Origin of the sequence: Marisediminicola antarctica, from assembly GCF_009930795.1 — a bacterium.
GTDB lineage: Bacteria > Actinomycetota > Actinomycetes > Actinomycetales > Microbacteriaceae > Marisediminicola > Marisediminicola antarctica.
The window spans coordinates 267,145-293,306 of sequence record NZ_CP017146.1 but is presented as its reverse complement, the minus strand read 5'-3'; the positions used below and the strand labels follow the sequence as shown (position 1 = coordinate 293,306).

Sequence of the window (26,162 nt, the reverse complement as noted above, 5' to 3'; positions counted from 1 at the left end):
GGTACTGGCACAATTCACACGACCCCCATTACGCCAGAAGGATGCGCCATGACCACCGCCAGTTCCGACCAGTTCGACGTGATCGTCATCGGCGCAGGGCCCGCCGGAACGGCAGCGGCACTCCGCGCCGCCGAGCTCGGTGCCCGGGTCGCCGTCGCGGAGGCCGACCGCACCGGCGGCACCTGCGTCAACACGGGCTGTGTGCCCACCCGGGTGCTCGCCAAGACGGCGCGAATCATGCGCGAGATGCGCACCGCGAGCGACTGGGGCATCGGGGGCGAGGCACTCGAGCTCGACTGGAACGCCACCGTCGCCCGCGTTCGCCAGACAGTCGACCGCGTGCGGTCGATCAAGCGCGAGGCGGAGCGGTTCGCCGAGGCGGGGATCGAGCTCATCCTCGAGGGTCGTGCCAGGTTCGCCGACCCGCACACGCTGGTGCTCGACAGCGGCCGCCGCATCAGCGCCGACTCGATCCTCGTCTGCGTCGGCGGGCACTCCCGCCGACTACCCGTTCTCGGCGCCGAGCTCGCCATCGTTCCGGAGCACATCCTCGACCTGCCGGAACTGCCCCGTCGCGTCGCCGTCATCGGCGCAGGCAATACCGGCGCGCAGCTCGTCACGGTGTTCAGCTCGTTCGGCAGCGAGGTCACGCTGCTCGACGTCGCACCGCGCATCCTCGTCGCCTCCGACGCCTCGATCTCCGAGGGTGTCGCGACGGCCTTCACCGAGCAGGGCGTCAGCGTGCACACCGGAATCGACACGATCGAGGCTCTCGTGCGGGCATCCGACGGCTCCATCACACTGCTCTGGCGCAAGGACGCCAGCCCGCGGTCGTCGAGCTTCGATGCCATCGTGATGGCGACAGGATGGCCAGCGGATGTCAGCGACCTCGGCCTCGAGAACGCCGGCATCGAGGTCGTGCGCTCGGCCATCCCTGTCGACGGGTACTTTCGCAGCTCGGTCTCGCACATCTTCGGTGTTGGCGACGCGAACGGCAAGGACATGCTCGTGCAGGCGGCCCAGTTCGAGGGTGAGGCGGCGGCAGAGAACGCGGTGCTCGGTGCCAACCGCCGCACTCCGCACCACCTGCTGCCGGCCGGCGGATTCACCGACCCCGACTACGCGGGCGTCGGACTCACCGAGGAGCAGGCGCGCGAACGCGATGCGCAGTGCGTCGTCTCGATGGTGCCGTACGCCGCGCTGGATCGCGCCGTCATCGACGACCGGGAGCGGGGCTTCCTCAAGCTCATCACCGACCGGCGGCGCGAGCTCATCCTCGGCGCACACGCCGTCGGAGAGAACGCCGTTGAGGTCATTCAGTCGGTGACGACCGCGATGGCGGCAGGCATCGACGTGGCTACCCTCGCGAACGTCAAGTTCGCGTACCCGACCTACAGCGCCGTGATTGGCATGGCGGCGCGCGGGCTCCTGCACCCGGCGGCTGTGGACGCGCCCACCGCCCCTACCGCCGCGCACCCGGCTGCTGCGCAACCCGCTGCTGCGCAACCCGCTGCCGCGCACCCCCCTGCGCACGCCGCTGCCGCGCCCCTGCTCAGGGGATAGCGACCAACCCAAGCCCGCGAGTCGCCCTGTTGTGTCCCTTCGGGGGCTGTGGACCTGACCTATTCGGGCGACTCGCGGATGGGCAGCACAGGGCACTCAGCGCAGCTGCGACAGCACCTCCGCGGCGATGAGATCGACGTGGTCGAAGTCGCGTACGTCGATGAGCTGCAGGTAGACGCGGTCGGCGCCGAGCTCCCGCATCCGCTCGATCTTCTCGACGACGGCCGCGGGGCTGCCGGCGAAATTGATGAGGCGAAAGTCATCCGGGTCGGTGTGGATGGCCTCCGCCCGGGCGCGGAACTCGGCGTCGGAGCGCGCGACGATCGTCGGTAGCGCGACCGAGTACTTGAGGGACTCGGGGTCGCGCCCGATCTCGGTCGCGGCTGCGCGCACCCCCGCAAACTTCTCCGCGATCACGTCCTCGGCGACGAAGCCGATGTTGAACTCCGTTGCGAAGCGCGCCGCGGCCGCGGGGGTGCGCTTGCGCCCGCCGCCGCCCACGATCACGGGCACCGGCGACTGCACTGGCTTGGGCAGCGCGGGAGAGTCGGTGAGCGTGTAGTGGGCCCCGTCGAAGCTGTAGGTCTGGCCGATCGGTGTCGACCACGACCCCGTGATGATCTCGAGCTGCTCCTCGAGCAGCCCGAACCTCTTGTCGGGGAACGGGATGCCGTAGGCCTCGTGCTCCTCGGCGTACCAGCCGGTGCCGAGCCCGAGCTCGACCCTGCCGCCCGACATCTCGTCGACCTGTGCGACCTGGATCGCGAGGATGCCCGGGTGGCGGAACGTCGCCGACGACACGAGGGTGCCGAGGCGGATGCTGCGTGTCTCGCGGGCGAGCCCGGCGAGCGTCGTCCAGGCATCCGTCGGGCCGGGCAGGCCGTCCCAGGCGTCGCCCATGCGCAGGTAGTGGTCGGACCGGAAGAAGCCGTCGAAGCCGGCATCCTCCGCGGCGCGGGCGAAGGCGAGCAGCTCCGTGTAGGTCGCGCCCTGCTGAGGTTCGGTGAAGATGCAGATTTCCATCGGACCAGCCTGCCACGGCGGAGCGCGTAATCTCGCTGAGAGTGGCCGGCTATTCCCGCGGCGCGTGCGCGTCGAGAAACTCGTAGACCTCGGTGCTGTCGACCCCGGGGAACACCCCGGCGGGCATCGCCGCGAGCAGCGAGCTGTTGAGCCGCGCGCTCGGGAAGGAGTGCTGCTCCCAGCGGCTCGCGAGGCCGGCGGGCGGGCGGCGGCAGCATCCCTCGTCCGGACAGGTCGACGTCGACCGGTTGGTGGTGTCGCGCCCGCGGAACCACTTCACGTGCGCGAACGGCGTGCCGACGCTTACCGAGAACTCGCCCCTCGCTGTTGACTGGATGCGGGAGGTGCACCAGTACGTTCCCGTGGGCTTGTCGGTGTACTGGTGGTACGGGCTGAATCGGTCCGCGATATCGAACACTCGCCGAGCGCTCCAGTTGCGGCAGACCAGCTGCCCTTCGACCGCGCCGAGAGCATCCGTCGGGAAGAGCACCCGGTCGTTCTCGTAGGCCTTCGAGATTGTGCCGCTCTCGTGCACCTTGAGGAAGTGCACCGGGATGCCGAGGTGCTCGGTCGCCAGGTTCGTGAAGCGGTGCGCTGCCGTCTCGTAGCTCACCGCGAAGGCGTCGCGCAGGTCCTCGACCGAGAGCTCGCGCTTCTCCTTCGCGGCGGTGAGAAACGCGACGGCCGAATGCTCGGGCACGAGCAGCGCAGCAGCGAGGTAGTTCGTCTCAACCCGTTGGCGCAGAAAGTCGGCGTAGTCGCGTGGCTCGGTGACCCCGAGCACGTGGCTCGCGAGCGCCTGGAGCAGGGTCGTGCGGGCGTCGCTGCCGCTCGCCTGTCCGACCGGCAGGTAGATGCGCCCGTTCTTGAGGTCGGTGACGCTGCGGGTCGACGTGGGCAGGTCGCCCACATAGTGCAATGCGAAGCCGAGGTGCGAGGCGAGGTCGGATGCGACGCGCTGGGAGAGCGGCCCGCCCGCGTGCCCGACGGCGTCGAGCAGCGTCTTCGCGGCGGCCTCGAGCTCGGGGAAGTAGTTGTTGCGGTGCCGCATCGACCGACGCAACTCGGTGTTGACCCTCCTCGCCTCCTCCGGTGTCGCGGCACGCTCGCGGTGCAATCGCTGCAGTTCGTCATGCAGGGCGAGGATAGTCTCGATCGCCTCATCGCTCAGCGACTTGCGCAGGGGCAGCACCGGCAGCGGGAGCGACGCATAAAGGGGTCCGCGCTGCGCGCGCTCGAGCGCGATCTCGAGGGCCGCGCGCTTCGACGGGGGTTCCTGGCTCATCAGCTCGTCGAGGCTCACGCCGAGGATGCGCGCGAGCCGCTGCACCTCCCCAAGCTTGAGTTCGCGCTTGCCGTTCTCGATGACCGAGATCTGCGACGGCGCGCGGCCGAGCGCGGCACCGAGGCTGTCGAGGGTGAAGCCGCGCTCGGTGCGGAGCTGGCGGATGCGCCGGCCGATCGTCAGTGAATCGAGCATGCCTTCAGCTTCGGGCGGATCGAGCGGCGTCGTAGTCATCCCACCAGCCTGCCATCGAACCTTCTTTCGCGGAATAGAAGAACGGCGAATCTTCTGACGAACATTCTGGAGAAGAACCTCTCCAGGGGGTCCAGAGTCGAAGAACCACCGACGAAGGAGTTCCACATGACCAGCATCCGCCCCGGCGACCAGACGCAGACCGCAGCCGAGCTCGAAACCCAGTGGAAGACCGACGCGCGGTGGAACGGAGTCGTTCGCGACTACAGCGCCGAGGACGTCATCGCCCTGCGCGGTTCGGTGCGGGAAGAGCAGACCCTCGCCAAGCGCGGGGCCGAGAAGCTCTGGCAGCTCATCCACGACGAGCCGTGGGTTCCGGCGCTCGGCGCCCTCACCGGCAACCAGGCCGTGCAGCAGGTGCGCGCCGGCCTCAAGGCGATCTATCTGAGTGGATGGCAGGTGGCCGCCGACGCGAACCTGTCCGGACAGACCTACCCCGACCAGAGCCTCTACCCCGCGAACTCGGTGCCGAGCGTTGTGCGCCGCATCAACAACGCGCTGCTGCGGGCGGACCAGATCGAGCACGCCGAGGGGGTTTCGGCGGGCGGCGAGGCGACCGACTGGCTTGCCCCGATCGTCGCGGATGCCGAGGCCGGCTTCGGCGGACCGCTCAACGCCTACGAGCTCATGGCCTCGATGATTGCGGCGGGCGCGGCTGGCGTGCACTGGGAGGACCAGCTCGCGAGCGAGAAGAAGTGCGGACACATGGGCGGCAAGGTGCTCGTGCCGACCGGCCAGCACATCCGCACCCTCAACGCCGCCCGCCTCGCGGCCGACGTGGCCGGCACCTCGACCCTCGTCATCGCCCGCACCGACTCGCTCGCCGCGAACCTCGTGACCAGCGATGTCGACGAGCGCGACCGCCCGTTCCTCACCGGCGGCCGCACCGCCGACGGATTCTACGAGACGCGTCCCGGAATCGAGACCGTGCTTGCCCGCGGCCACGCCTACGCCCCTTACGCCGACCTGCTCTGGGTCGAGAGCGCCGAGCCGGACCTCGAGCTCGCCCGGACCTTCGCCGAGAGCATCCACAAGGAGTTCCCCGGTAAGAAGCTCGCCTACAACTGCTCGCCGTCGTTCAACTGGAAGCGCCACCTCGACGACGCCCAGGTCGCCTCTTTCCAGAGGGAGCTGTCGGAGATGGGCTACGCGTTCCAGTTCATCACCCTCGCCGGCTTCCACTCGCTCAACCACTCGATGTACACGCTCGCGCGTGGCTACGCCGAACGCCACATGAGCGCCTATGTGGAGCTGCAGGAGGCCGAGTTCGCGTCAGAGGCCGACGGATACACCGCCACGAAGCACCAGCGCGAGGTCGGCACGGGCTACTTCGATCGGATCGCCACGGCTCTCAACCCCGACAGCTCCACCCTCGCTCTCGTGGGCTCCACCGAGTCCGCCCAGTTCCACTAAACCGCCCGCACAACGGGCCCACCGCACATTCGCTCAGACCGAAGGACACACCATGAACAACCGAATGGAGATCACCGCCGACGGCGGCGATCGGTACGACGAGATCCTCAGCCCCGAGGCCCTCCACTTCCTCGCCCGCCTGCACGACCAGTTCGCCGGGCGCCGCCACGAGCGCCTCGCCGCGCGGATGCACCAGCGCAAGGCGATCGACAACGGACGCGATCTCAAATTCCTGCCAGAGACATCCGCCATCCGCGAGGATGCCTCCTGGCGCGTCGCCGGGGCCGGCCCCGGTTTGGAGGACCGCCGGGTCGAGATCACCGGCCCGACGGACCGCAAGATGACCATCAACGCGCTCAACTCCGGTGCGAAGGTGTGGCTCGCCGACCAGGAGGACGCCACCAGCCCGACCTGGGCGAACGTCATCGGCGGCCAGCTCAGCCTCTTCGACGCGATCCGCGGCCAGATCGATTACATTTCCGACGACGGCAAGGAGTACAAGGTCGGCGAGAGCACCCCCACGATCGTGATGCGCCCGCGCGGCTGGCACCTCGTCGAGAAGCACCTGCGATTCACCGACCGGGCGGGGATGCGCGCTCCGGCATCCGGATCCCTCGTCGACTTCGGACTCTACTTCTTCCACAACGCGAAGGAGCTCATCGCTGGGGGCACCGGACCGTACTTCTACCTGCCAAAGCTCGAGAACCACCTCGAGGCCAGGCTCTGGGACGACGTGTTCACGTTCTCCGAGAACGCGCTCGGCATCCCGCAGGGCACGATCCGCGCAACAGTGCTGATCGAGACGATCCCCGCGGCCTTCGAGATGGAGGAGATCCTGTTCGAGCTCAAGGACCACTGCGCGGGCCTCAACGCAGGCCGATGGGACTACATCTTCAGCATCATCAAGAATTTCCGCGGCCGCGGCGCCTCCTTCGTGCTGCCGGACCGCTCGCGGATCACGATGACGGTGCCTTTCATGCGCGCCTATACCGAGCTGCTCGTGTCGACCTGTCACAAACGGGGCGCATATGCCATTGGCGGCATGAGTGCGTTCATTCCGAATCGACGTGACCCCGAGGTCACCGCACGTGCACTCGAGCAGGTGCGTGACGACAAGCGCCGCGAGGCCGCCGACGGCTTCGATGGCACCTGGGTCGCGCATCCGGGACTCATCGACGCCGCGCGGTCCGAGTTCGACGCGGTGCTCGGCGATCGCCCGAACCAGCTCGACCGGCTGCGTGAGGACGTGTCGGTGAGCGCCGGCGACCTGCTCAACCTGCGGATCCAGGGTGAGGTGACGGATGTCGGCGTGCGCGCCAACGTCTCGATTGCTGTGCGCTACCTCGAGAGCTGGCTGCGCGGAGTGGGCGCCGCGGCGATCGACAACCTCATGGAGGACGCCGCGACGGCCGAGATCAGCCGGTCCCAGCTCTGGCAGTGGATCCACCAGCGGGTCGTCACCGCCGAGGGCAATCGGATTACCGTGAAGTCGGTGGATGCGATCCTCGCCGAGGTCGTCGCGGGGCTCGATCGGTCGCCGGGCGACCGGTTCGACGCGGCGATCGAGGTGTTCCGCGAGGTGACCCTCGAGGAGGACTTCCCGACCTTCCTGACCCTCGGCGCCTACGCCCGGTACCTCATCGAGGAGCGGCCGGTGCTCGCGGTCGCCTGACCGACAGGGGCGCGCTCCAATGCGTGGAGTGGCGTCCTCTGTCAATTTTCGCGGGTCGCTGGGCGACCTGCTCAACCAGCGGGTCCGTGCCGGATCTCAGCCGATTGGGCAGGCCGCCCGTGGCCGTGCAGAAATCCCGCGCTATTGCGCCTGCGTCTTCTCCTCCACAGGCCGTACTCCAGGAGGGTTGTCCACAGGACATATCCCAGATCAGGGTGTGGTTTGGTGTCGGTTGGAATGTCGGTGGTGTCTGTCACTATGTGGGTATGTCCAAAGCAACCGATCCCCTCGCCGCAAGCGCTAGTGCGTTCGCGTCGGTGTGGGCTGGTGCGCTCACCGGGTTCGGCGCCCGGGTCGGCGAACACCCGGATGCCCGGCCGCCCGATGCGCGTGGAGCAGGATCCGGCGCAGCGGCTGCAGCCGTCTCGGTCGGTGCAACCGCCGGAGCATCGTTCGGCGCGATCTCGGTCGCTCCGTCCCAGCTCGATGTGGAGACCATGTCCGATGCGGGGCTGGTGCGGGCGATCCAGTCCGGCTACGACCTCAAACGACACGTCGATGCCCTCCTGGTGCGTGCGGCGGGGGAGCTGAGTGTGCGCTCGCGCCCCTCGCTCGGTCAGGGCGGCCTGGCGAAATCTTCCGGGCATACCTCCCCTGCCTCCCTGATCACCGAACTGGGTCGGGTGACTCTGGCCGAGGCCGGCAGAACAGTCCGGCTGGGCGAGGCGACCACCGCACCGGTGTCCCTGCTCGGCGAACGCCTCCCCGCCCCGTTCCCCCTGGTCGCGGATGCGGTGAACAGCGCGGTGGTGCAGGTGGATGCGGCCCAGTCGATCATCACCTCCCTCACCCAGGCCGCCCCCCGCGCCCTGCCGGTACACCTGGTCGCGGCCGAGGAGGAACTGGTCACCTTCGCCGCGTCTCATCCGGCGGACACGGTGCGGAAGCTGTCGATCTCCTGGCGCGACGCGCTCGATACCGATGGGATCGCACCGCGGGAGGAGGCACTGATCGCGGCCCGGTCGCTGCGCTGGAGCAAACAGGGCAACGGTTTGGAGCGCTGCACGATCGACCTCGACCCCCTCGGCGCCGGATATGTGCGCACCATGATCGACGCGATGGTCGGCGACGCCCTCCGCGCCGTCCGCTTCGACACCGACCCGACCGGACCTGCGGGGACCGCCGGCGGCCACGACCACGGCCACGGCATGGGCGATGAGGGTCTCGACCGGGACGCGTGCGGTGACCACCATGTCGAGCTCCCCGACCCGCGGACGATCCCTCGGATCGCCGCCGACGCTCTGATCGATGTGGCCCGGCACATGATGGGCTGCACCACCGCACCAGGACTCCTCCCACACACCACCCTGATCATCCGGATGACGCTGGAACAACTCCACTCCGGCCTCGGCGCAGCACACCTCGACGGGGTCGAGGACCCCATCACGGCTGGTGCCGCCCGCAGGCTTGCCGCGGACGCGGAACTGATCCCCGCAGTCCTCGGCGGGAACAGCCAAATCCTCGACCTCGGCACCGGGAGACGACTATTCACCCGCGCCCAACGGATCGCATTCGCCGAACGCGACGGCGGCTGCGCCATCACCGGCTGCGGCCGACCACCCTCCTACACCGAAGCCCACCACATCCACTGGTGGTCCCACGGAGGCACAACAAACCTCAACAACGGCATCCTGTTATGCACCGGACACCACCACATCATCCACAAAGGATGGACCGTGCAGGTCACCGACAACACCCCCTGGTTCACCCCACCCACACACATCGACCCCACCCGCACACCCAAACGCGGCGGAAAACTCCCCACACCAGCACTGCAATGACCACCAGCACTGCCATGACACCAGGACGAGAACGGCCAGGCTTCGACACGGACGCTACGCGACCTGCTCAACCAACGGGTCTGAGTGGATTGAGCAGGCCAGCCACGGTCGTGTCGAGAACGCACCCCGGGTTTCGGCACGGACGCTGCGCGACCTGCCCAACCAGCAGAAAGCTGCGCGCGCTGCTCGACCGATCGAACAGCTACGCGACGCCACCCGCTTCAATTCCGACACCGACGAGGGCCATCACCAGCGGAGGCCGCGGCCCGACGCACGCGGCCCGACCACAGCATCCACCCCTGCCGTCTTTTCCTCCCACTACAACCGACGCGCCGAATCGACTGGGGCTCCGAGACGGTCCAGCGCCACCCCAAGCCGAGCCTTGCGTGGCTCGGGGAGGTCGCCTGGTCGGGCGCTCTCTAGGGGCGCGGCACCTCGGCCTTCACCACGTCGAGAATCAGGTGGGCGAACTGGCCACGCTGTTCGACGCTGCGCAGGCGCAGTCGATCAGGATCAATTCGACGAGGCAGCAGCGGAGCGCCGCCCGTGAGGAACGCCGGCGCGAAGGTGACCTGGATCTCGTCGAGCAGCCCCGCATCAGCGAACTGCCCGGCGATGTCGCCCCCGCCGATAATCCAGATGTCGCCATCGCGGGCCGCACGGATCAGCTCAGGGTAGACCTCTGCGACACCGCCAGAGACGAACCTGATGTCGGCGGCCTCGACGGCGGGGAGCGTCCTCGACGTGAAGACAAAGGTGGCACGGTTGCCGTAGAACTGCTGCCAGCGCTCCGGGTATTCGAGCAGGCCTTCGTGTTCCAGTACCCATTGGTAGGTCGTTGACCCCTCGACGAGCACGCCAATGCCGGCCAAGAACCCTGAGAAGTCAGCCTCATTGTGATCTGCATCCTGCTCGACAGAAAACAACCAGTCGAGGGAGTTGTTCTCGTCAGCCAGGAGGCCGTTGAGGCTCGAGGCGGTGTAGTAGACGACCCGTGTCATATGCCAACGCTAGCCGGGGCAAGTCAGCTGAGGCGTGCCCGAAGTGCCGCCAGCTGCTTCGCGAGGGCGTGCGGCAGCTTTTCGCCGAACGTTGCGAAGTACTTCTCCGTCGACTCGACCTCCGCGAGCCATGACTGCGGGTCGACCTTGAACAGCTTCTCGAGGTCGCCCTCGGGGAGATCGAGACCCTCGACGTTGAGGCCGTCAGGGGTAGGGACGAGCCCGAGCGGCCCATCGGCTGCCGGGACCTTGCCGTCGGCGCGCTCGAGGATCCACGCGAGAACACGGGAGTTCTCGCCGAACCCTGGCCAGAGGAAGCTGCCGTCCTCATCCTTGCGGAACCAGTTCACCTGGAAGATGCGGGGCATCCGACCGCCTGGGCGCAGCTTGTCGCCGACCTTGAGCCAGTTCGCCCAGTAGTCGGCCATGTTGTACCCGCAGAAGGGGAGCATCGCGAACGGGTCGCGGCGCAGCTCACCGACGGTGCCCTCCGCGGCGGCGGTCTTCTCGGAGGAGATCGTCGCACCGAGGTAGACGCCGTGCTCCCAGTCGCGGGCCTCGACGACGAGGGGCACGTTGGTGGCGCGGCGGCCGCCGAAGATGATCGCGTCGATGATGACGCCCTCCGGGTCGTCCCAGTCGTCCGAGATCGTCGGGCACTGGCGTGCGGCGACGGTGAAGCGGGAATTCGGATGCGCGGCGGGGCGCCCGGACGCCGGGGTCCAGTCCTTGCCCTGCCAGTCGGTCAGGTGCGCCGGGACCTTGTCGGTGAGCCCCTCCCACCAGACGTCGCCGTCGTCGCGCAGGGCGACGTTCGTGAAGATTGTGTTGCCCCAGATCGTCTCGACCGCGGTCGCGTTCGTCGAGGCACCCGTGCCGGGAGCGACACCGAAGAAGCCCGCCTCGGGGTTGATCGCACGAAGGGTGCCGTCGGCGGAGGGATGCAGCCAGGCGATGTCATCGCCGATCGTCTCGACCTTCCATCCGGGGATGGTCGGCTTGAGCATCGCGAGGTTCGTCTTACCGCACGCGGAGGGGAATGCCGCGACGACGTGGAATACCTTGCCGCGCGGGTTGGTGACCTTGAGGATGAGCATGTGCTCGGCCATCCAGTCCTCGTCGCGGGCCATGGTCGAGGCGATCCGCAGTGCGAAAGACTTCTTGGCCAGGAGCGCGTTTCCGCCGTACGCGGACCCGTATGACCAGATCTCGCGGGTCTCGGGGAAGTGGGTGATGTACTTTTCGTCGTTGTTGCAGGGCCACGGCACGTCGGGCTCGCCCTGCGCGAGCGGCTTGCCGACGCTGTGCACGGCCGGAACCCAGTTCGTGTCGGAGCCGATCAGCTTGAGCGCGGCGGATCCCATGCGAGTCATCACCGACATGCTCGCGACGACGTAGGGGGAGTCGGTGACCTGTACGCCGAGCCGGGACAGGCGTGAGCCGAGCGGTCCCATCGAGAAGGGCATCACGTACATGCGGCGGCCGCGCATCGCGCCGGCGAACAGGCCGTCGAGGGTTTCGCGCATCTCGGTCGGGTCGGCCCAATTGTTGGTCGGTCCTGCATCCTCTTCCAACTCGGAGCAGATGAAGGTGCGGTCCTCGACGCGCGCCACATCGTTGGGATCGCTGCGGGCGAGGAAGCTGTAGGGGCGGTGCTCCGGGTTGACGCGCACGATCGTGCCCTGCTTGAGCATGACCTGAATGAGACCGTCGAACTCCTGCGGGTTGCCGTCGCACCAGACGACGTCGTCGGGAAGGGTGAGGGCCGCGATCTGTTCGACCCACGCGACGACGCCGGGATCGGTGCCTTCGGGGGGCGTATGCGCCATAGCCCGGGCTTGGACAACTCTCGTCGGTCCGGTCGTTGTGGGCCTGTTGAGGGTCGAGCTGCTCATGGGGTTCTCCTCTGAACGCATTGGGGCGGGGATCCGGTCAAGATCGTCCTTCTCTTCCATGGTTGACCTTCTACAGGCCCGTGGCAGCCCCTATTGGGTAGAAAGATTGGCAATTCTTTCGGTATTCTGGCCGGATGCAAGATCTTGCCACGCTCGGACAGAGAATTCGCCACTTCCGCAACCAGTCCGGGCTAACCCTCGACCAGCTCGGGGCCGAGGTCAGCATCGCGGGCAGCCAGCTCTCCCTCATCGAGAACGGCCGCAAAGAGCCGCGCCTCTCGCTTCTCGCCCGCATCGCCTCGGCGCTCGGCACCGACGTGAACGCGCTGCTCGACGATTCGGCGCCGAACCCGCGGGCAGCCCTCGAGATCGAGCTCGACCGACTGCAGCGCTCATCCGTCTACGCGTCTCTCGGTCTTCCGCAGGTCAAGCCGTCGCGCGCAATCAGTGACGAGACCCTCGCCGCGATCGTCGGACTCAACCGCGAGCTGGCCCGGCGTGAGCGCGAAGCGATCGCGACGCCAGAAGAGGCCAGGCGTGCGAACACCGAACTGCGTCAGCAGATGCGCGCACTCGACAACTACCTCCCCGACATCGAGAAGCTGGCCGAGGACACCCTTCGTGGTGTCGGACACGTCTCTGGCGCTCTCACCCACCGCTCGGTGAGCCGGATCGCCGAGCACTTGGGCTTCGAGCTTGTCCATGTCGGAGACCTTCCGCACTCGGCTCGTTCGGTCACGGATCTCGAGAATGGACGGATCTACCTGCCACCGGCATCCATCCCGGGTGGGCACGGGCTGCGCTCGATGGCCCTGCAGGCCATGGCGCACCGGCTGCTCGGCCACGCGGAGCCGGAGAGCTACGCGGATTTTCTCCGCCAGCGCCTCGAGATCAACTACTTCGCTGCGGCATGCCTCATGCCGCTCACCCAGTCGGTCGAATTCCTGCGGGCGGCCAAGGCGGAGCGGAATATCGCCGTCGAGGACTTCCGCGACGCCTTCGGGGTCACCCACGAGGCCGCTGCACTGCGGCTGACGAACCTCGGAACGGCGCACCTCGACATGCAGCTGCACTTTCTGCGGGTCGGCGGTAACGGCGCCGTCTACAAGGCGTACGAAAACGACGGGCTGCGGTTGCCGGTCGACGTGACCGGATCGACGGAGGGGCAGCTCGTCTGCCGGCAGTGGAGCGCGCGCAAGGCCTTTGAGCACACCAACCGCACGACGGAGTTCTACCAGTACACCGACACCCCGGAGGGCACCTTCTTCGACTCGACCCAGACGGGCACGACCTCGGCGGAGGAGTTTTCCATCACGATCGGGGTGCCCTTCGCGCACTCGAAGTGGTTCCGCGGGCGCGAGACGACCGCCCGCGCAGTCTCGACCTGCCCGGACAAGAACTGCTGCATGCTGCCATCCGGAAGCCTCGCGTCGCGCTGGTCAGGCAAGGCCTGGTCGAGCGCCAAGCTGCACGCGCACATCCTCGCTCCCCTGCCATCGGGCACGTTTCCCGGCGTCGACGACCGCGAACTGTACGAGTTTCTCGAGGCGCACGCGGCGCCGTCGCGCTGAGCCGACCCGCGCAATTCCTTTCATTATTCAGCGTCTCAGGGGCGTTGCCCCTCCGTGGTGGTTGCTGAATTTCGGGTTGGGTCGCGTTGCGGGTCTGGCGCGGCGTCGTGCTCGGACGGATGATGGAGGTGCTCGCCACGGGGATGCCGGTTTTTCCTTGATGCTGAGAGCTTGTTATTCAGCGTGGCAGGAGGGGTTTTCTTACGAGAACTGTGGATTGTTGCTCCGAGCACGTGTGTCAGATTTCTGATTTTTCCTAACCTCTTCCGTGGTGGGCCCGTCAATATATGGGATGAGGAGGAAAATGATGGACGTGGTCCATGAGCGTGCTGCGGGGATGGATATCTCCAAGCGGGACGTGAAGGTCTGTGTTCGAGTGCCTGGGAAACGGCCCGGGACGTTCGAGCAGAAAGTTACTACCTGGGGTGCAACAACGTCGCAGGTGCTGGAGTTGCGGGAGCATCTCCTCGCGAACCGGGTGACAACGGTTGTGATGGAGGCGACCGGTGATTATTGGAAGCCGTTCTACTATCTGTTGGAATCGGTGCTGCCGGTGACGCTTGTCAACGCGCGGGATGTGCGTAATTTCCCGGGCCGGAAAACGGATGTCTCGGACGCGGGCTGGCTGGCCCAACTGGCCGCTCACGGACTGGTGCGGGCCTCGTTCGTGCCACCGGAACCGATCCGGGAGTTGCGGGATCTGACCCGGACCCGGGCCACGATCGTGCAGGAGCGCAGCCGGCATATCCAGCGGATCGAGAAGATCCTCGAGGACGCCGGGATCAAGCTGTCCTCGGTGGTGTCCCAGCTGAACGGGGTCTCGGCGCGCAGCATCCTCGATGCCCTGGTCGCCGGGGAACGCGACCCCGTGAAACTTGCCGCTCTGGCCAAGGGCCGGCTGCGGGCGAAGATCCCGGAACTGGTCGAAGCCCTCACCGGACGGTTTAGGGACCACCACGCGTTCATGGTGAACCTGCACCTCACCCAACTCGATCACAGTGCGACCCTGATCGATGAGATCACCGCCCGAATCGAGGTGGTGATGGAACCCTTTCGGGTCTTTCGAGAGACCCTCACCACCATTCCGGGGGTCTCTGTTCGTGTTGCGGACGTGATCATCGCCGAGACCGGCGGGAACATGCATATTTTCCCCAGCCCCGGACATCTTGCGTCCTGGGCCGGGGTCTGTCCGGGATCGAACGAGTCCGCGGGACGAGTGAAATCGACCAAAACGCGCCCCGGTAATGCGCACCTGAAGGCCGCCCTCGGGATCTCCGCCCTGGTCATCACCCGACAGAAGAACACGCACCTCGCCGTGAAATACCGACGGATCGCCGCTCGGCGCGGCAGCATCAAGGCGATCGTCGCCCTCGAGCACAGCATCCTTGTCGCCGTCTGGAAGATGGGCACCACCGGGGAAGCCTTCACCGAACTCGGACCGAACTACTACTCCAACCGCCACCCCGACCGAACAAAATCCAACGCCATCAACCAGCTCCGCACCCTCGGATACCAGGTGACCCTCACCCCCACCGCAGCCTAAAAACCGGTATTCACGTGTCAGGAGTCTGACGGCGGGGCTCCTGTCATCATTCAGGAGAGTGGGAGCGGGGCTCGATTCATCATTCAGGAGTCGGGCAGGTGGGTAGACAGCGTCGCTCCGGAGCGGGTCACGCCATCAGCACTTTTCCGCCTCAAACACACATTGCCCACGCTCATCTGTCACCTTGGCCGCATCAACCCCTGAATGATGAAAGCCGCATTCAGCAGTTACTCCTGAATGATGAAAGCCGCATTCAGCAGTTACTCCTGAATGATGAAACCTGACTCTATGGGGTCGGGACGAGCTGCTGCCGCTGCTGGCCGAGGCCCTCGATGCCCAGCTCGAGCACGTCGCCCGCCGCGAGGTAGGGGTAGTTGCCCGATAGTGCCACGCCCTCCGGGGTGCCCGTGTTGATGAGGTCGCCCGCGTCGAGGACGAGGTACTGCGAAAGGTGCCAGACGATGTAGGCGGCGGAGAAGATCATGTCGGCGGTAGTCGAGTGCTGCCGCTTCTCGCCGTTCACGCGCGACCAGATGCGCAGCGCCTGCACATCGGCGATCTCGTCGGCCGGCACGAGCACCGGCCCGAGCGGATTGAAGGTGGCGCAGCACTTGCCCTTCGACCACTGGCCGCCGGACTGCTCGCGCTGGAAGGCGCGCTCCGACACGTCGTTGCTTACGGTGAACCCGGCGATGTGGCCGAGCGCGTCCTCGGGTGAGGCGAGGTAGCTCGCCCGCGAGCCCATCACGATTCCGAGCTCGACCTCCCAGTCGACCTTCTCGGCGCCGGGAGGGATGAGCACGTCGTCGTACGCGCCGACGATGGTGTTCGGATGCTTGAAGAACAGGATCGGAACCTCCGGCGGCGCCGATCCCGACTCGGCCGCATGGGCGGCGTAGTTCTGGCCAATGCACAGCACCGCTCGCGGCCTCGCGATCGGGGCGCCGACGCGGAGCTGGTCGGCGTCCGCCACAACGCCGAGCGCGCCCGGCGTCGAGAGGGCATCGCGCACCCGCTGGATGCCGCCGCCCTCGAAGAACGCGCCGTCGAGGTCGGCGGTGATCCCTGACAGATCGAAGACCTCCCCGCTCGGCATCCGGACGGCGGGGATTTCGCGGCCAACAGGCCCGAGGCGCATCAATTCCATGAGACCAGCCTCTCAGCTGGCGGCGCCCGACGCGGCGCCCGACGCGGCGCCCGACGCGACGCCCGACGCGACGCCCGACGCGGCGCCCGACGCGGCGCCCGACGCGACGCCCGACGCGACGCCCGCCGCGGCCGCGGGCGGACCACTCCTCCGCGCCCGTGACGCAGCCGGCTCGGCTGCCGCGACCATCGATGGCGCGACGGCCCGCGGCACGAGCCGCTCGAGCTGCAGCACGTGGCCGGGGTTCAGCTCCTCGAGCGAGTTCACACCGAGCAGCCGCATGGTGCGCGTGATCTGCTCTGACAGGATCTCGATCGTGCGGTCGACGCCCTCGCGACCGCCGGCCATCAGTCCGTAGAGGTACGCGCGTCCGATCATCGTGAACCTGGCCCCGAGGGCGACGGATGCGACGATGTCGGCGCCCGACATGATGCCCGTGTCGAGGTGTACCTCGAGGTCCTTCCCGACCTCGCGTGCGACATCCGGCAGCAGGTGGAACGGGATCGGCGCGCGGTCGAGCTGGCGCCCCCCGTGGTTGGAGAGCGTGATGCCGTCGACGCCCATCTCGGCGAGGTGGCGGGCATCGGCGAGGCTCTGTACGCCCTTGACCACGACCTTGCCGGGCCACTGCGCCTTGATCCAGGCGAGGTCGTCGAAGGTCACGGTCGGGTCGAACATCGAGTCGAGAAGCTCGCCGACGGTGCCGGACCAGCGGTCGAGCGACGCGAAGGCGAGCGGCTCGGTGGTGAGGAAGTTGATCCACCACTCCGGCCGCGGCAGCGCGTTGAGCACCGTGCCGACGGTGAGTTGCGGCGGGATCGAGAATCCATTGCGCTTGTCGCGCAGGCGCGCCCCCGCGACGGGGACGTCCACCGTGACGAGAAGCGTGTCGTAGCCGGCGGCCGCGGCGCGCTCGACGAGTGCCATCGAACGGTCGCGGTCCTTCCACATGTACAGCTGGAACCAGTTGCGTCCGTGGGGATTCTCGGCCTTGACATCTTCGATCGAGGTGGTGCCCATGGTGGAGAGGGCGAAGGGGATGCCCGCAGCTCCCGCCGCTCCGGCCCCGGCGATCTCGCCCTCGGTCTGCATCATGCGGGTGAAGCCCGTCGGGGCGATGCCGAACGGCTGCGCGACGGGCGCGCCGAGCACGTCCCAGCCCGTCGACACCGTCGAAACGTCGCGCAGGATCGCAGGGTTGAACTGAATGTCCTGGAACGCCTGGCGGGCGCGGGCGAGGCTGATCTCGGCCTCGGCGGCGCCCTCGGTGTAGTCGAAGGCCGCCTTGGGTGTGCGGCGCTGCGCGATCTTCTTCAGGTCCTGAATGGTGAGCGCCTTGGCGAGGCGGCGCTTCTTCGCGTTGAGCTCTGGCGTCGCGAAGTTCATCAGCGGTGCGAGGTCTTTGTAGCGCGGCAATCGACGTTGAACCATGGTGGTCTACCTTTCGAGGGGGGCGAGCTTGCTGTCGGCGTAGTAGCCGGTGATGTGGTCATGGACGAGGGTGCGGGCGAGCGGTGCATCGCGGGATTCGATCGCATCGACGATCGCGCGGTGTTCCGCCCGCAGGCGCTTGGCCATCAGCTCCCACGACGGCAGGAAGGCCGCGCCGGCGAGCACGTAGCCCTCAACCGAGCTGCGCAGCCCTGTCATGACCGCGGCGATGACGTCGTTGCCGGATGCCGCGGCGAGGGACACGTGGAAGGCGGCGTCGATCGCGAGAAATTCGGCGGTCGTGAGTTCGCCGTCCATCGCGGCGAGTAGCTCCGCGGGCGCGGTGAGGTCAACCGCTCTCGACTCGGCCAGCGCAGTGACCACGGCGGCCTCGAGCACGAGCCTCGTCGCGACGACGTCCGCGACATCGAAGCCCCCCGCGGCAACCTGCAGTCGCATGAGCGCCGCCATCCCGCCGGAGGGGCGGGCGACGACGATCGCGCCAGCCTGCGGGCCGGAGCCGGTCTGAGTGCGGATGAGACCGAGCACCTCGAGCACCCGCAGCGCCTCGCGCACTGACGAGCGGCCGACGCCGAGCTCGGTCGCGAGGGTGCGCTCGGGGGGAAGGCGGTCGCCGGGGCCGATCGTGCCGGCGACCAGGTCGCCCTCGATGCGTGCGAGCACGTCCTGCCAGGCGCGGCGATCGGTGGACGGCACGGTGCTCCCTCGCTCCGGACCGTGTGGTCCGATCATGTGGTCTGACCACACCATACATGCGCGGAGGGGACCGCGTCGAGAGCGCTACCCGCCAAGAACCGGATTGAGCGGCGGCTCGCCCGCCCGCATCCGGCGCACCTGTTCGAGCACCACCCGGTCGACCCGGCCGGCCATCGCGTCGGTGTGGCCACCGAGGTGCGGGGTGACGATGACCCCCGGCAGGGTCCACAGTGGGTGGTCGGCGGGAAGTGGCTCCGGGTCGGTCACGTCGACCGCCGCCCGACCGCGGCCGGCGCCCAGCCAGTCCACGAGGGCCGCAGTGTCGACGACGCCGCCCCGAGCGACATTGACCACAAGCGCACCGGGACGCAGCAGACCGAGGAACCCGGCGTCGACGAGGTGGTGCGTGTCGCCCACGAGCGGGACGGCGAGCACCACGATGTCGGCTCCCGGCAGCAGCGCGCCAAGCGAGTGCATGCCGTGCACCTCGCCCCGGGCATCCGTCCTCGCCGACCTGCCGACGCGCACGATTCGCGCGTCGAAGGGGGCGAGGCGGCTCTCGATCTCGCGGCCGACCCCGCCGACGCCGATCAGCAGCACCGTCTTGCCCGCGAGCCCCGGATGCTGGGCGTGCGCCCACTCGCCGCGCGGCTGCGCCGTCACGGCCTCGCCGATGCCGCGCTGACTCGCGAGGATGAGCGCCAGGGCGAGCTCGCCGGTCGAGGCCTCGTGCACGTCGACCGCGTTGCAGTAGACGATGCCGGCCGGCAGCGCCTCGCTCACCCCGTCGAATCCGAGAGTCTGGCTCTGCGCGACCGTGACGGACACCGCCGCCAGCCCGCGCAGCTCGGCGGCCGGGATCATGTACCGGAGCACGAGCAGGTCGATGGCCACGTCGGGGGCGGGGTCGCCGAGATCCCAGACGATGATGCGCACGCCGCCCGGCAGTCCGCACAGGCGCCGGGCGATCTCCTCGTCGGGCAGGGCGATGATCAGTCTTCTCTCCACGACGCTCACGCTACCTCTAGGCTCGCGATGAGGATTCCGCCCCGCCTCATCGAGCGAAAGGTCTGCCGTGCCCGCTGGAGGGGAGTCACGGATGCCCCGGCGAACAGGGCTGCGATCGCGCCCGATCCTGCTGCTCGCGTTCGCGTTCGCCGTGATGGCCGACCCCGTCTCGTCGGTGGCCTATGCCGTCGAGGCCGCCCTGAGAGCCCTCGACGGCGACCTGACCCTGCTCGTTCCCACTATGGGCCTCGTCGTCGGCATCGTCGCGGTCGTGATCATCAACTACCGGCAGCTCGTTGCCCGCTATCCCGGAGGCGGCGGCGCGGCCGGCGCTGCCGGCGAGGCCTTCGGTGACGCGTGGTCGTTCCTGCCGATCGGCGCGCTCATCGTCGACTTCGTGCCGACCATTGCGATCAGCGTGTCGGCAGGCGCCTCCGCCGTGATCGCCTACTTCCCGCAGCTCGCGCCGATGCGGCTCGCCCTCGCCCTCGGGCTCGTGCTCGTCGTGGGAGGAATCACGCTGTTCGGACACCTCGGGCGGGTGGTCTTCGCGGTCATGACGATCTCGTTCATCGTCGTCGCCGTCATCGTGCTGGCCTACGGGCTCGGCGCCGACCCCCAGCCGCCGGTGGATGCTCCGGTGACGTCTCCCGGCGGGGCCAGCATCTTCGCGGTGCTGCTCGCATTCCCCGTCGCGATGGCCCTCGCGACGGGCGTCGAGGCACCGTCGTCGGCAATCGCCCAGCTCGGTCAACTCGACAACGAGGGCCGCCGCCGATTCGGCCAACTCACCCTCTGGCTCACCCTTGGCGTGGTCGGCACGATCACGATCGGTCTGGCGGTCGAGATCGCCCGGCTGCAGATCGCGCTGCCGTCGGCCGACTCCACCCTCGTCGCCGAGCTGGCCAGGTTCGCCGCACCGGCGCCCGTGTTCGCGGCCTTCCAGCTCGTCACGGCGCTGCTGCTGCTCGCCGCCGCGAGCTCGTCATTCCAAGCCGGTCCCGGCCTGCTCGCCGCGCTCGCCGAGCGCTCGATCGGCAAGGGCCACGACATCGGCATCCTGCCGAGCGCACTGGGCCGCACCAACCGGGCGCGCACGCCCTACTGGGGAGTCGCCCTCTTCGGTGCGCTCGCCATGGTGATCGTTGTCGTCGGCGGCGGGCGCGACCAGGAGCTGGTGCTCTTCTACGCAGTGGCGGTGTTCATCAGCTTTCTCGCGGGCCTGGCCGCGATGGCCAAGTTCTCGAGGCAGGACGGACGCCGAGGCTACTTCGCCCTCAACGTGTTCGGGGCGGTCGTCGTGGGGTTCACCCTCGTCGCAAACCTCACCCGCGGCTACCCGCTCGTGAGCCTCGCGGCGACACTCCTCATTGCGGGTGCCCTTTTCTGGATGTGGGTGCGCGCCGGTCGCCCACGCGGGGTGCGCAATGTCGCGGCCGAGGCCGAGCTCGAGGCGGCGGAGCTCGAGGGCGATGACCCTGCCGACCCCGCGATCACCTCGCCCTAGCCTCCAACCGCGAGTCGCCCGGTCGTCCGCGCTTACGCGGAGGCGAGCCAGAGGTCGGGTCCGAAGACCTCGTAGTGGATGTTCGCGGCGGGAACCCCCGAGAGAAGCGCCTGGTTGCGGATGACGCGCATGAATGGGAGGGGCCCGCACAGGTAGACCGTCGCATCGGCGGGAATCTCGACGTTGTCGAGGGACATGAACCCGGCATGGGAGCGATCGTCGGGCCCCTCCACCGGGTTCTCGAGCCAGAGCTCGAGGGCGGCGAAGTCGAGCTGGTCAACGTCGTCGACCATCTGCTCACGCATGGCCCAGCGCTCCAGGGTGCTTTCGGCGTGCAGCACCGTGACGGCGCGCTGGGAGTTCATCTCGACGAGTGACCGAAGAATGGACGCGCTCGGCGTGCAGCCGATTCCGGCCGAGGCCAGGATCAGGGCGCCGTCGCCCTCGGCGAGCGTCACGTCACCACACGGGTGCGAGAGGATGAGCGTGTCCCCGACGTGCACGTCGCGGTGCAGGATGGGGGAGACCTCGCCGTCGGCGTCGAGCTTGGCCGTGAAGACCCGCACGTCCGTTCCGGTTCCCGCGGACAGCGAGTATTGGCGCACCTGGTGGATGCCGTCGGGCATCATCACCGTCACGCTGACATACTGCCCCGGAAGAGACTTCGACACGGGGGTACCGTCGGCGGGCACGAGGGTGAAGGTCATCGCCTCGGTTCCGGCGGCCGTCTTTCCGGTGACGATCCACGGGGCGAGGGCGTTGCCGCTCGCGAGGCCGGCGTAGAGGCCGTTCTCCAGCTTGATCAAGGCGTGGGCCATGAGCCAGTACACCTCGGTCCAGGCGGCAGCGATCTCTGCCGTGATGACGTCGCTGAGCTCGTCGGCGATTCCTTCGAAGAGGTACTTGTAGACCACGTCGTACTGCTCGGGACGGATGTCGAGGGACACGTGCTTGTGGGCGATCCGGCTCAGCAGTGCCTCGGGGGTCGTGCCGGGGTTCGCGATCAGGTGGGTGGCGAACGCGGCGATGCTCCCGGCGAGGGCCTGTTGCTGGGAACCGTTCTTCTGGTTGGAGCGGCTGAACAGTCCGTCGAACAGTTCCGGGTGCGCGGTGAGCATGCGGCTATAGAAATTGCGCGCAATCGCGGGCATCCGCTCGCCGACAAGCGGCAGGGTGGCTTCGATGATCGGGGTCGAGGATGCTGAGAGCATTCGTGCGCCTTCTTCCGTAGGGAAGTCTCAAAACTAGCATTGAAAATGCAAGTATTTGACGGCGGTCAGTCGGGGCGGGTGCTGAGTCCCACCAGGACTGGGCCCGCGAGGCTGCCGTGTGGCAGGCTCGCGATCACGAGAGCGTCGAGCTCGGCGTAGAAGGCTTCTCGCGCGCGGCCGAGAGCGGTCCGCAGACCGCAGCCGGCCAGAAGTGGGCACTGGCCGTGGGGGGTTTCGCAGGCGGCGAGGTCCGTTCGAGTGTCGAGGCGGCGCAGCAGCCAGCCGACCGTGGCCTCGCGGCCCTGGGCGCTCAGGCGTACACCGCCGCTGCGGCCGCGAACCACCTCGACCAGACCGAGCTCCCGGAGACGGATGACGGCCTTGCTCACATGGTTGTACGGCGTGCCGACACGTTCCGCGATCACCCGCGCCGTCGTCAGGCCCGGGTCGGAGGGCTCGGCAAGCACCATCAGCACCCGGAGGCAGACGTCAGAAAATGCGCTGATCCTCATGGGTCAAGAGTAGGTGCGCGTGGCGGCTGCGGAGATCCGGGCTGTCGAGATCTGGGCTTTTTCCATCAGCCGGGTGCGGTGCGCGGCGTGTAGAGCAGTGGGGGCAACGACTCAGCGACGACCGCCCTGAGCGACTCGAGGTCGCCGGAGACGGCGCCGAGGGTGCGCGACTGGATGAGTACGTTGCCGATCGCGGTCGCCTCGACCGGTCCGGCGAGCACCGGAAGTCCGGCCCGGTCGGCGACGAGCCTGCAGAGCAGGTCGTTCTGGGAACCGCCGCCGACGAGGTGGATGACGTCGACGCGCTGTGTGGAGAGCTCGCTCGCGGTGCGGACCGCGGCGGCGAAGGCATCCGCGAGGCTTTCGATGATGCTGCGCACGAACTCCGCCATCGACGCGGGCATCGGCATGCCGCCCCTGAGGCACAGCTGCGCGATGCGGGAGGGCATGTCTCCGGGGGCGAGTAGCCCGGGGTCGTTCGCGTCGAAGACGGCGACTGGGGCGGTGACGGCGGCGGCAGCATCCAGCAGGGCGGGCAGGTCGATGGTGAGGCCGTCGCTCTCCCAGGTGCGTACTGATTCGCTCAGTAGCCACAGGCCCATAACGTTGTGCAGAAACCGCACCCGTCCGTCGACGCCGCCCTCGTTGGTGAAGTTCGCGGCGCGTGCAGCTTCGGTGATGACCGGGTGCTCGAGCTCGACGCCGACGAGTCCCCAGGTGCCGCAGCTGATGTAGGCGAAGTTGCTGGTTGTGGCGGGCACCGCGACGACAGCCGAGGCGGTGTCGTGGGACCCGACAGCGATCAGGTCGATGTCTCGGGCGAGACCGAGTTCGGTGCGCATCGTCGGCAGCAGAGGGGCGATGCGGTCGCCGGCGTCGACCAGCTCGGGGAGGATGCCGCGGGGAAGGTCGACCCGCTGCAGGAGAGCGTCGTCCCACTCGCGGTTCGACAGGTGGAGCAGGCCAGTGGTCGAGGCGTTTGTGCGTTCGGCGACCTGACGGCCGGTGAGCCAGTAGCCGAGGAGGTCGGGGATGAGGAGCATCCGGTCGGCGCCGTCGAGGGTTCCGGACTCACGGTCGGCGGCGAGTTGGAACAGAGTGTTGAACGGCAGGTGCTGCAGCCCGTTCGCGGCGTACAGCTCGCGGGCCGACACGACGGCGTGCGTGGCCTCGACGCCGGCCGCGGTGCGCCCGTCGCGGTAGTGGAACGGGGTTCCGAGCATCCGTCCGTCCCGCAGCAGCGCGTAGTCCACCGCCCAGGTGTCGATGCCGATGCTGCCGAGTCCCGGCTCCTCGCGCGCCGCCGCGGCAAGGCCCGCGAGCACGCTGCGGTAAAGCTCGAGGATGTTCCAGTGCAGGCCTCCGGCCTCGCGAACGGGCGTGTTCGGGAAGCGCGCGACCGGCCTGATGCTCAGCTCGTTGTGACCGACATACCCGAGCATGACCCGCCCGCTCGTCGCCCCGAGGTCGACGGCCGCGACCGGTGTGCTCATCGCAGGAACGCGGCCGCGACGCCGGCGTCGACCGGGATGTGCAGCCCGGTGGTGTGCGACAGGTCGTTCGTGCAGAGCACGAACACGGCATTCGCGACATTCTCAGGCAGCACCTCGCGCTTCAGCAGCGTGCGCTGCGCGTAGTACTTGCCCAGGTCGTCCTCGTCGACGCCGTAGACAGCGGCGCGTTTGGCACCCCAGCCGCCGGCGAAGATTCCGGAGCCGCGCACGACGCCGTCGGGATTGATGCCGTTGACCTTGACGCCGTGCTCGCCGAGCTCGGCCGCGAGCAGTCGCACCTGGTGGGCCTGGTCGGCCTTGGTCGCGGAGTAGGCGATGTTGTTCGGGCCAGCGAAGACGGAGTTCTTGCTCGAGATGTAGATGATGTCGCCGCCGAGCTTCTGGTCGATCAGCACCCGCGCCGCGGCGCGGGAGACGAGGAACGATCCCTTCGCCATCACGTTGTGCTGCAGGTCCCAATCGGCGACCGTGGTCTCGAGCAGCGACTTGCTCAACGACAGGCCCGCGTTGTTCACGACGAGGTCGAGACCGCCAAAGGCGAGCAGTGCCGCGTCGACGGAGGCCTGCACCTGAACCTCGTCGGTGACGTTCGCCTGCACGCCGATCGCGACATCCGCGGTGCCGATCTCCGCCGCCGCATTCTGCGCCGTGGCGAGGTCGAGGTCGGCGATGACGACGCAGGCGCCCTCCGTGGCGAGGCGGGTGGCGATGGCCTTGCCGATTCCGGATGCTGCTCCCGTCACGAGCGCGATCCGGCCGGCGAGCGGTTTCGGCTTCGGCATCCGCTGTAATTTCGCCTCTTCGAGCGACCAGTACTCGATACGGAACTTCTCCGCGTCGGAGATCGGCGAGTAGCTCGAGATCGCCTCGGCGCCGCGCATGACGTTGATGGCGTTGATGTAGAACTCGCTCGCGACACGGGCGGTCTGCTTGTTCGCGCCGTAGCTGAACATGCCGACGCCGGGAACGAGCACGATCGCGGGGTCCGCGCCGCGCATCGCGGGGGAGTCCTCGCTCGCGTGCGCCTTGTAATAGGCGGCATAGTCCGTGCGGTACTGCGAATGCAGCTCGGTGAGCCGCGCGATGGTGTCCTCGACAGGCGCGCCTGAGGGAAGATCGAGCACGAGTGGCTTGACCTTGGTGCGCAGGAAGTGGTCGGGGCAGCTCGTGCCGAGCGCGCCGAGGCGTGGGTGCTCGGTCGAGGAGAGGAAGTCGAGCACGACGTCGGCGTCGGTGAAGTGGCCGACCTGTGGCCGGTCGGTCGAGACCAGTCCGCGGATCGACGCCGCGAGTGCCGCGGCCTTCGCATGGCGCTCCGCCGGCTCGAGCGGGCCGAAGCCTTCGAGGGCGGGTCCGAACGGGTCCGGGCGTCCGTGCTCCTCGATATAGGCGGCGGCGGTCTCGATGATCCACAGGCTGTTCGCCTCTGCCGCCTCGCTCGTGTCGCCCCACGCGGTGATGCCGTGCCCGCCGAGGATGCAGCCGACAGCTCTCGGGTTCGCGTCCTTGATCTCGGCGATGTCCTGCCCGAGCTGCCAGCCCGGACGCCGCCACGGCACCCAGGCGACGCGGCCGTCAAATGCTGTCGCGGTGATCGCCTCGCCGTCCGCGGCGGTCGCGATCGCGATGCCAGAATCCGGATGCAGGTGGTCGACGTGCGCAGCGTCGACGAGGCCGTGCATGGCGGTGTCGATCGACGGTGCCGCCCCGCCCTTGCCGTGCAGGGTGTAGTCGAAGGCCGCGACCATCTCGTCCTCCCGGTCGACGCCCGGGTAGACGTTCGCGAGGGCGCGCAGCCGGTCCAGGCGCAGCACCGCGAGCCCGGCCTCGGTGAGGGTACCGAGGTCGCCACCGGAGCCCTTCACCCACAGCAGCTCGACGGGCTCACCGGTGACCGGGTCGGTGTCGGTGCCCTTCGCCGAGGTATTGCCCCCGGCATAGTTCGTGTTGCGCGGGTCGGCGCCCAGGCGGTTCGAGCGGGCGATGAGCTCTGCTGCTGCGGTGGTGGTCATATGCGGTAATCCGTTCTCAAAATCTTTCACGATCTGGGGCGGCG

At 68.1% G+C, this 26,162-nt stretch carries 19 protein-coding genes; 7 read left to right on the top strand and 12 right to left on the bottom strand.

What is annotated here, in order from left to right; translation table 11 throughout:
- Nucleotides 1-48: 48 nt before the first annotated feature.
- Nucleotides 49-1,563 carry a dihydrolipoyl dehydrogenase family protein gene (locus BHD05_RS01355; RefSeq protein ID WP_161884835.1) on the top strand — a complete coding sequence of 505 codons (1,515 nt, stop codon included), beginning with the start codon at nt 49-51 and terminating at the stop codon, nt 1,561-1,563.
- 96 nt (nt 1,564-1,659) lie between these two features.
- Here the strand turns inward: BHD05_RS01355 and BHD05_RS01350 are convergent, their stop codons facing one another.
- Together BHD05_RS01350 and BHD05_RS01345 are read right to left on the bottom strand one after the other, a co-directional pair.
- Nucleotides 1,660-2,586 (bottom strand): LLM class F420-dependent oxidoreductase, encoded by a 927-nt coding sequence (locus tag BHD05_RS01350; RefSeq protein ID WP_161884834.1) that lies wholly within the window; start codon nt 2,584-2,586, stop codon nt 1,660-1,662.
- 49 nt (nt 2,587-2,635) lie between these two features.
- Complete coding sequence (locus BHD05_RS01345; protein WP_161884833.1) at nt 2,636-4,105, bottom strand: helix-turn-helix transcriptional regulator; 1,470 nt, start codon at nt 4,103-4,105, stop codon at nt 2,636-2,638.
- 126 nt (nt 4,106-4,231) lie between these two features.
- Between BHD05_RS01345 and aceA the strand changes: the two genes are divergently transcribed.
- The 3 genes from aceA to BHD05_RS01330 all read left to right on the top strand — a co-directional run bounded on the left by aceA (nt 4,232) and on the right by BHD05_RS01330 (nt 9,049).
- On the top strand, nt 4,232-5,536 hold the full coding sequence (gene aceA / locus BHD05_RS01340) for an isocitrate lyase (protein WP_161884832.1): 1,305 nt from the start codon (nt 4,232-4,234) through the stop codon (nt 5,534-5,536).
- A gap of 52 nt (nt 5,537-5,588) precedes the next feature.
- Nucleotides 5,589-7,208, top strand: a complete 1,620-nt coding sequence (aceB, locus tag BHD05_RS01335; protein ID WP_236966602.1) for a malate synthase A — start codon at nt 5,589-5,591, stop codon at nt 7,206-7,208.
- A 266-nt stretch (nt 7,209-7,474) separates the two neighbouring features.
- A complete protein-coding gene (locus BHD05_RS01330; protein ID WP_161884831.1) occupies nt 7,475-9,049 on the top strand; it encodes an HNH endonuclease signature motif containing protein in 1,575 nt (524 codons plus the stop codon).
- A gap of 419 nt (nt 9,050-9,468) precedes the next feature.
- Here the strand turns inward: BHD05_RS01330 and BHD05_RS01325 are convergent, their stop codons facing one another.
- Nucleotides 9,469-10,050, bottom strand: coding sequence for a dihydrofolate reductase family protein (locus BHD05_RS01325; protein WP_161884830.1), 582 nt, complete (start codon nt 10,048-10,050; stop codon nt 9,469-9,471).
- Nucleotides 10,051-10,073: 23 nt separating this feature from the next.
- The gene (locus BHD05_RS01320) at nt 10,074-11,945 is read right to left on the bottom strand and encodes a phosphoenolpyruvate carboxykinase (GTP) (protein WP_161884829.1); all 1,872 of its coding nucleotides are present in this window, start codon (nt 11,943-11,945) and stop codon (nt 10,074-10,076) included.
- A gap of 134 nt (nt 11,946-12,079) precedes the next feature.
- Here BHD05_RS01320 and BHD05_RS01315 point away from each other — a divergent pair, with 134 nt between their 5' ends.
- Together BHD05_RS01315 and BHD05_RS01310 are read left to right on the top strand one after the other, a co-directional pair.
- The gene (locus tag BHD05_RS01315; protein WP_161884828.1) at nt 12,080-13,516 is read left to right on the top strand and encodes an XRE family transcriptional regulator; all 1,437 of its coding nucleotides are present in this window, start codon (nt 12,080-12,082) and stop codon (nt 13,514-13,516) included.
- Between the two features lie 307 nt (nt 13,517-13,823).
- The gene (locus tag BHD05_RS01310) at nt 13,824-15,059 is read left to right on the top strand and encodes an IS110 family RNA-guided transposase (RefSeq protein WP_161887252.1); all 1,236 of its coding nucleotides are present in this window, start codon (nt 13,824-13,826) and stop codon (nt 15,057-15,059) included.
- Nucleotides 15,060-15,345: 286 nt separating this feature from the next.
- Here the strand turns inward: BHD05_RS01310 and BHD05_RS01305 are convergent, their stop codons facing one another.
- The 4 genes from BHD05_RS01305 to BHD05_RS01285 all read right to left on the bottom strand — a co-directional run bounded on the left by BHD05_RS01305 (nt 15,346) and on the right by BHD05_RS01285 (nt 19,362).
- Nucleotides 15,346-16,206, bottom strand: coding sequence for a fumarylacetoacetate hydrolase family protein (locus tag BHD05_RS01305; protein WP_161884827.1), 861 nt, complete (start codon nt 16,204-16,206; stop codon nt 15,346-15,348).
- A 12-nt stretch (nt 16,207-16,218) separates the two neighbouring features.
- On the bottom strand, nt 16,219-17,637 hold the full coding sequence (locus BHD05_RS01295) for an alpha-hydroxy acid oxidase (protein WP_202614257.1): 1,419 nt from the start codon (nt 17,635-17,637) through the stop codon (nt 16,219-16,221).
- A gap of 6 nt (nt 17,638-17,643) precedes the next feature.
- Nucleotides 17,644-18,354: a FadR/GntR family transcriptional regulator gene (locus BHD05_RS01290; protein WP_161884826.1), complete on the bottom strand. Its 711-nt coding sequence runs from the start codon at nt 18,352-18,354 to the stop codon at nt 17,644-17,646.
- An 84-nt stretch (nt 18,355-18,438) separates the two neighbouring features.
- A complete protein-coding gene (locus BHD05_RS01285) occupies nt 18,439-19,362 on the bottom strand; it encodes a 2-hydroxyacid dehydrogenase (RefSeq protein WP_161884825.1) in 924 nt (307 codons plus the stop codon).
- Nucleotides 19,363-19,453: 91 nt separating this feature from the next.
- Here BHD05_RS01285 and BHD05_RS01280 point away from each other — a divergent pair, with 91 nt between their 5' ends.
- Nucleotides 19,454-20,869, top strand: a complete 1,416-nt coding sequence (locus BHD05_RS01280) for an APC family permease (protein WP_202614255.1) — start codon at nt 19,454-19,456, stop codon at nt 20,867-20,869.
- Between the two features lie 32 nt (nt 20,870-20,901).
- Here BHD05_RS01280 and BHD05_RS01275 read toward each other — a convergent pair whose 3' ends face one another.
- The 4 genes from BHD05_RS01275 to BHD05_RS01260 form a co-directional block, all read right to left on the bottom strand.
- Nucleotides 20,902-22,080, bottom strand: coding sequence for a globin domain-containing protein (locus BHD05_RS01275; RefSeq protein ID WP_161884824.1), 1,179 nt, complete (start codon nt 22,078-22,080; stop codon nt 20,902-20,904).
- Nucleotides 22,081-22,145: 65 nt separating this feature from the next.
- Nucleotides 22,146-22,592: an RrF2 family transcriptional regulator gene (locus BHD05_RS01270; protein WP_161884823.1), complete on the bottom strand. Its 447-nt coding sequence runs from the start codon at nt 22,590-22,592 to the stop codon at nt 22,146-22,148.
- Between the two features lie 65 nt (nt 22,593-22,657).
- Nucleotides 22,658-24,085 (bottom strand): rhamnulokinase, encoded by a 1,428-nt coding sequence (locus tag BHD05_RS01265; RefSeq protein WP_161884822.1) that lies wholly within the window; start codon nt 24,083-24,085, stop codon nt 22,658-22,660.
- On the bottom strand, nt 24,082-26,118 hold the full coding sequence (locus BHD05_RS01260; RefSeq protein ID WP_161884821.1) for a bifunctional aldolase/short-chain dehydrogenase: 2,037 nt from the start codon (nt 26,116-26,118) through the stop codon (nt 24,082-24,084). The genes BHD05_RS01265 and BHD05_RS01260 overlap by 4 nt, the downstream gene beginning before the upstream one ends.
- Between the last annotated feature and the right edge of the window lie 44 nt (nt 26,119-26,162).

What these genes read in the sequence shown, in the direction of transcription:
- BHD05_RS01355 (WP_161884835.1), top strand. Translation starts at nt 49, where the DNA reads ATGACCACCGCCAGTTCCGACCAGTTCGACGTGATCGTCATCGGCGCA.
- BHD05_RS01350 (WP_161884834.1), bottom strand. Translation starts at nt 2,586, where the DNA reads ATGGAAATCTGCATCTTCACCGAACCTCAGCAGGGCGCGACCTACACG.
- BHD05_RS01345 (WP_161884833.1), bottom strand. Translation starts at nt 4,105, where the DNA reads ATGACTACGACGCCGCTCGATCCGCCCGAAGCTGAAGGCATGCTCGAT.
- aceA (WP_161884832.1), top strand. Translation starts at nt 4,232, where the DNA reads ATGACCAGCATCCGCCCCGGCGACCAGACGCAGACCGCAGCCGAGCTC.
- aceB (WP_236966602.1), top strand. Translation starts at nt 5,589, where the DNA reads ATGAACAACCGAATGGAGATCACCGCCGACGGCGGCGATCGGTACGAC.
- BHD05_RS01330 (WP_161884831.1), top strand. Translation starts at nt 7,475, where the DNA reads ATGTCCAAAGCAACCGATCCCCTCGCCGCAAGCGCTAGTGCGTTCGCG.
- BHD05_RS01325 (WP_161884830.1), bottom strand. Translation starts at nt 10,050, where the DNA reads ATGACACGGGTCGTCTACTACACCGCCTCGAGCCTCAACGGCCTCCTG.
- BHD05_RS01320 (WP_161884829.1), bottom strand. Translation starts at nt 11,945, where the DNA reads ATGAGCAGCTCGACCCTCAACAGGCCCACAACGACCGGACCGACGAGA.
- BHD05_RS01315 (WP_161884828.1), top strand. Translation starts at nt 12,080, where the DNA reads ATGCAAGATCTTGCCACGCTCGGACAGAGAATTCGCCACTTCCGCAAC.
- BHD05_RS01310 (WP_161887252.1), top strand. Translation starts at nt 13,824, where the DNA reads ATGGACGTGGTCCATGAGCGTGCTGCGGGGATGGATATCTCCAAGCGG.
- BHD05_RS01305 (WP_161884827.1), bottom strand. Translation starts at nt 16,206, where the DNA reads ATGGAATTGATGCGCCTCGGGCCTGTTGGCCGCGAAATCCCCGCCGTC.
- BHD05_RS01295 (WP_202614257.1), bottom strand. Translation starts at nt 17,637, where the DNA reads ATGGTTCAACGTCGATTGCCGCGCTACAAAGACCTCGCACCGCTGATG.
- BHD05_RS01280 (WP_202614255.1), top strand. Translation starts at nt 19,454, where the DNA reads ATGCCCCGGCGAACAGGGCTGCGATCGCGCCCGATCCTGCTGCTCGCG.
- BHD05_RS01275 (WP_161884824.1), bottom strand. Translation starts at nt 22,080, where the DNA reads ATGCTCTCAGCATCCTCGACCCCGATCATCGAAGCCACCCTGCCGCTT.
- BHD05_RS01270 (WP_161884823.1), bottom strand. Translation starts at nt 22,592, where the DNA reads ATGAGGATCAGCGCATTTTCTGACGTCTGCCTCCGGGTGCTGATGGTG.
- BHD05_RS01265 (WP_161884822.1), bottom strand. Translation starts at nt 24,085, where the DNA reads ATGAGCACACCGGTCGCGGCCGTCGACCTCGGGGCGACGAGCGGGCGG.
- BHD05_RS01260 (WP_161884821.1), bottom strand. Translation starts at nt 26,118, where the DNA reads ATGACCACCACCGCAGCAGCAGAGCTCATCGCCCGCTCGAACCGCCTG.